The 2,878-nt window shown below is 64.8% G+C and carries 5 protein-coding genes; 1 reads left to right on the forward strand and 4 read right to left on the reverse strand.

The window, feature by feature from the left end; all coding sequences use genetic code 11:
- On the reverse strand, positions 1–335 hold a 335-nt coding region (locus AC6RA4_RS24595), incomplete at its 3' end, for a TIGR02466 family protein (RefSeq protein ID WP_500164813.1).
- Positions 336–592: 257 nt separating this feature from the next.
- Here AC6RA4_RS24595 and AC6RA4_RS24600 point away from each other — a divergent pair.
- Positions 593–1,408, forward strand: a complete 816-nt coding sequence (locus tag AC6RA4_RS24600) for a hypothetical protein (protein WP_500164815.1) — start codon at positions 593–595, stop codon at positions 1,406–1,408.
- A gap of 97 nt (positions 1,409–1,505) precedes the next feature.
- Here the strand turns inward: AC6RA4_RS24600 and rplP are convergent, their stop codons facing one another.
- From rplP to AC6RA4_RS24615, 3 genes are all read right to left on the reverse strand, one after another.
- Positions 1,506–1,919: a 50S ribosomal protein L16 gene (gene rplP / locus AC6RA4_RS24605; protein WP_007792765.1), complete on the reverse strand. Its 414-nt coding sequence runs from the start codon at positions 1,917–1,919 to the stop codon at positions 1,506–1,508.
- 13 nt (positions 1,920–1,932) lie between these two features.
- Positions 1,933–2,643, reverse strand: coding sequence for a 30S ribosomal protein S3 (gene rpsC / locus AC6RA4_RS24610; RefSeq protein WP_222601851.1), 711 nt, complete (start codon positions 2,641–2,643; stop codon positions 1,933–1,935).
- Positions 2,643–2,878 (reverse strand): large ribosomal subunit protein uL22 (locus tag AC6RA4_RS24615; protein ID WP_500164818.1); only part of this gene is annotated, 236 nt, incomplete at its 5' end. The genes rpsC and AC6RA4_RS24615, both read right to left, overlap by 1 nt.

Genomic DNA, 2,878 nt, shown 5'->3' on the forward strand with positions numbered 1-2,878 from the left:
CCGCCTTCGGGCAGGATGTTGATCCAGATATCCTCGACCACCAGCTTCTTGTCGCCCAGATCGAACTCGAGATCCTCGGCAAAGGCCGCCACGTGCTTGTCGAGCGCCTCGACCAGCGCCGCAAAGATCGGGAAGCGCCACGGCAGGTCGGTCAGCGAGGCATAGGAGGTGTAACCCGGGTAGTTGTTCTCGTCACACCATTCCTGGCCCGCCTCGTCATCCTCGGCAATGGACCAGCACGAGGCTTCGAGCTCGTCGAAATCGATGGCGGGCGCCTGCTCGGAGAGCGGGGCGCGGTAGAGGCGGGTCGCGAAGAGGGAGCGGATCTGGGTCATGCCCCGCTCATAGCGCGAGTCGCGGAAACTGGCGAGAGGCAAGCTTTTGTTAAGAGCTCGATGCCATGCTGCGAGGCAGGTCCCAGATGCCACTCACGGCCTGCAAATCGAGGCGTCGTCCTCCCGGCTTGCCTCTCGATGGCTTCATGTCTGCTGCGGCCACTCTCTCGACGGTCGGGCCGCCAGAACGGCTCGGCCACCGCTCACGAACCCCTTCGCCGCCCCTCGGCGGCGAAGCAGGCCAATGACCTTGGCCGATGAACCCGGACGAGGTCAGAATGGCCCTCCTGCGCGCGCTTTTGGCGCTATCGATCCTGATCGCCCCCCGGCCGGGCCTTGCCGCGGCATTTCTGCCCCTGCAGGGGGGCGAACAACCGCTCCTGCAACAAGGGCAGCCACTCTTCGGGCCCTCCGCGCCGCGTCGAGAGCAGGAGAGGCCGGAGAGCGGGCCCTCATCGTATGCGCCGGGGCACAGCTCCCCGGGCGCCAAGCTTGCGAGCCTAGGGCCGGCGAGCCTCTTTGCCGGTCGTCGTGCCGGCGGGCTCTTTGCTCCCGTCGCGCCCCGTGCCGTGCCCCTGCGGCTTGGCCCCCTCACCGGCCCCGCTGCCCATCTGCGCAACGTCATCGCGCTCGCGGAGGCCGGCCCCGCCGGCTATGACGCCGTGCAGCACGGCGCCCGCACCCGTCCGCCACGGGCCCCAACCCGCATGACACTGGCGCAGATCTTCCAGTGGATCGCCGACACCCCAGGCCAGCCGCACGCCATCGGCCGCTATCAGTTCATCCCGGACACCCTGCGCATGCTCGTCCGCCGCGCCAATTTGCCACGCAACACCCGGTTCTCACCAAAGGTTCAGGACCGCCTCGCCGACCTTCTTCTGCTCGACGCGGGTCTCAACCAGCTGCAGGCTGGTGTCATCAGCCGCACGCAGTTCATGAACAACCTCGCGCAGATCTGGGCCGGCCTGCCGAATTCCAGCGGCCGTTCGCATTACCACGGCTATGCCGGCAACAAGGCCACCATGAGCTGGGCGCGGTTCGAACGCGAAGTGTCACGGGTGCTCCCGCACTAGCGCCCTCCCCTGCCAACGAGCGCACCAATGAAAAAGACCCCCGCCGATCGCTCGGCGGGGGTCTCGATCTTTCTCTCAAGCGCGGAAGCGCCCGATCTTACCAGTCTTCGCGAACGACGACGCGGGTCTTGATCGGCAGCTTCATCGCGGCAAGGCGCAGAGCTTCGCGCGCGACATCTTCGGCAACGCCGTCGATCTCGAACATCACGCGGCCCGGCTTGACCTTGCAGGCCCAGTAATCGACCGAGCCCTTACCCTTACCCATCCGGACTTCGGTGGGCTTCGAGGTGACCGGGGTATCCGGGAAGATCCGGATCCAGACACGGCCCTGACGCTTCATGTGACGCGTCATGGCACGACGGGCTGCCTCGATCTGGCGCGCGGTGACGCGCTCGGGCTGAAGAGCCTTGAGACCGTAGTGACCAAAGTTCAGATCAGAGCCGCCCTTGGCTTCACCCTTGATCCGGCCTTTGAACATCTTGCGGAATTTTGTGCGTTTCGGTTGCAGCATCAGTCAAACTCCCTCAGCGACGGCCGCCCATGGCGCCGCGCGGAGCCGGACCGTCCTGGATTTCCTGCGACTTGCGATCGCGGGCAGCCGGGTCGTGCTCCATGATTTCGCCTTTGAAGATCCAGACCTTGATCCCGATGATACCATAGGGGGTCGTTGCTTCGACGTGCGAGTAATCGATGTCGGCGCGCAGGGTGTGCAGCGGCACACGGCCTTCGCGATACCACTCGGTACGGGCGATCTCGGCACCGCCGAGACGACCAGCGACGTTCACACGGATGCCGAGGGCACCCATGCGCATGGCGTTCTGGACCGCGCGCTTCATGGCACGGCGGAACGACACACGACGCTCGAGCTGCTGCGCGATGCTCTCACCCACGAGGCGGGCGTCAAGCTCGGGCTTGCGGACCTCGACGATATTGAGGTGCAGCTCGCTGTCGGTCATCTTCGCCAGCTTCTTGCGCAGGACTTCGATGTCCGCGCCTTTCTTGCCGATGATGACACCCGGACGTGCGGTGTGAACGGTCACGCGGCACTTCTTGTGCGGACGCTCGATGATCACGCGCGCAACGCCGGCCTGCTTGCACTCTTCGTGGATGAACTCGCGGATCGCGATGTCTTCCAGAAGCAGGTCGCCGTAATCCTTGGTGTCAGCGTACCAACGGCTGTCCCAGGTGCGGTTGACCTGAAGACGCATGCCGATCGGATTGGTCTTGTTACCCATTAGGCTTGCTCCTCGATCTGACGCACCTTGATGGTGAGTTCCGAGAACGGCTTGTTGATGCGGCCAAAGCGGCCACGGGCACGGGGACGACCGCGCTTCATCACAAGGTTCTTGCCCACATAGGCCTCGGCGACGACGAGCTCGTCGACGTCCAGACCGTGGTTGTTCTCGGCGTTCGCGATAGCGGACTGAAGGCACTTCTTCACGTCCACGGCGATCCGCTTCTTGGAGAAGG

It is taken from the genome of Salipiger sp. (assembly GCF_059781815.1).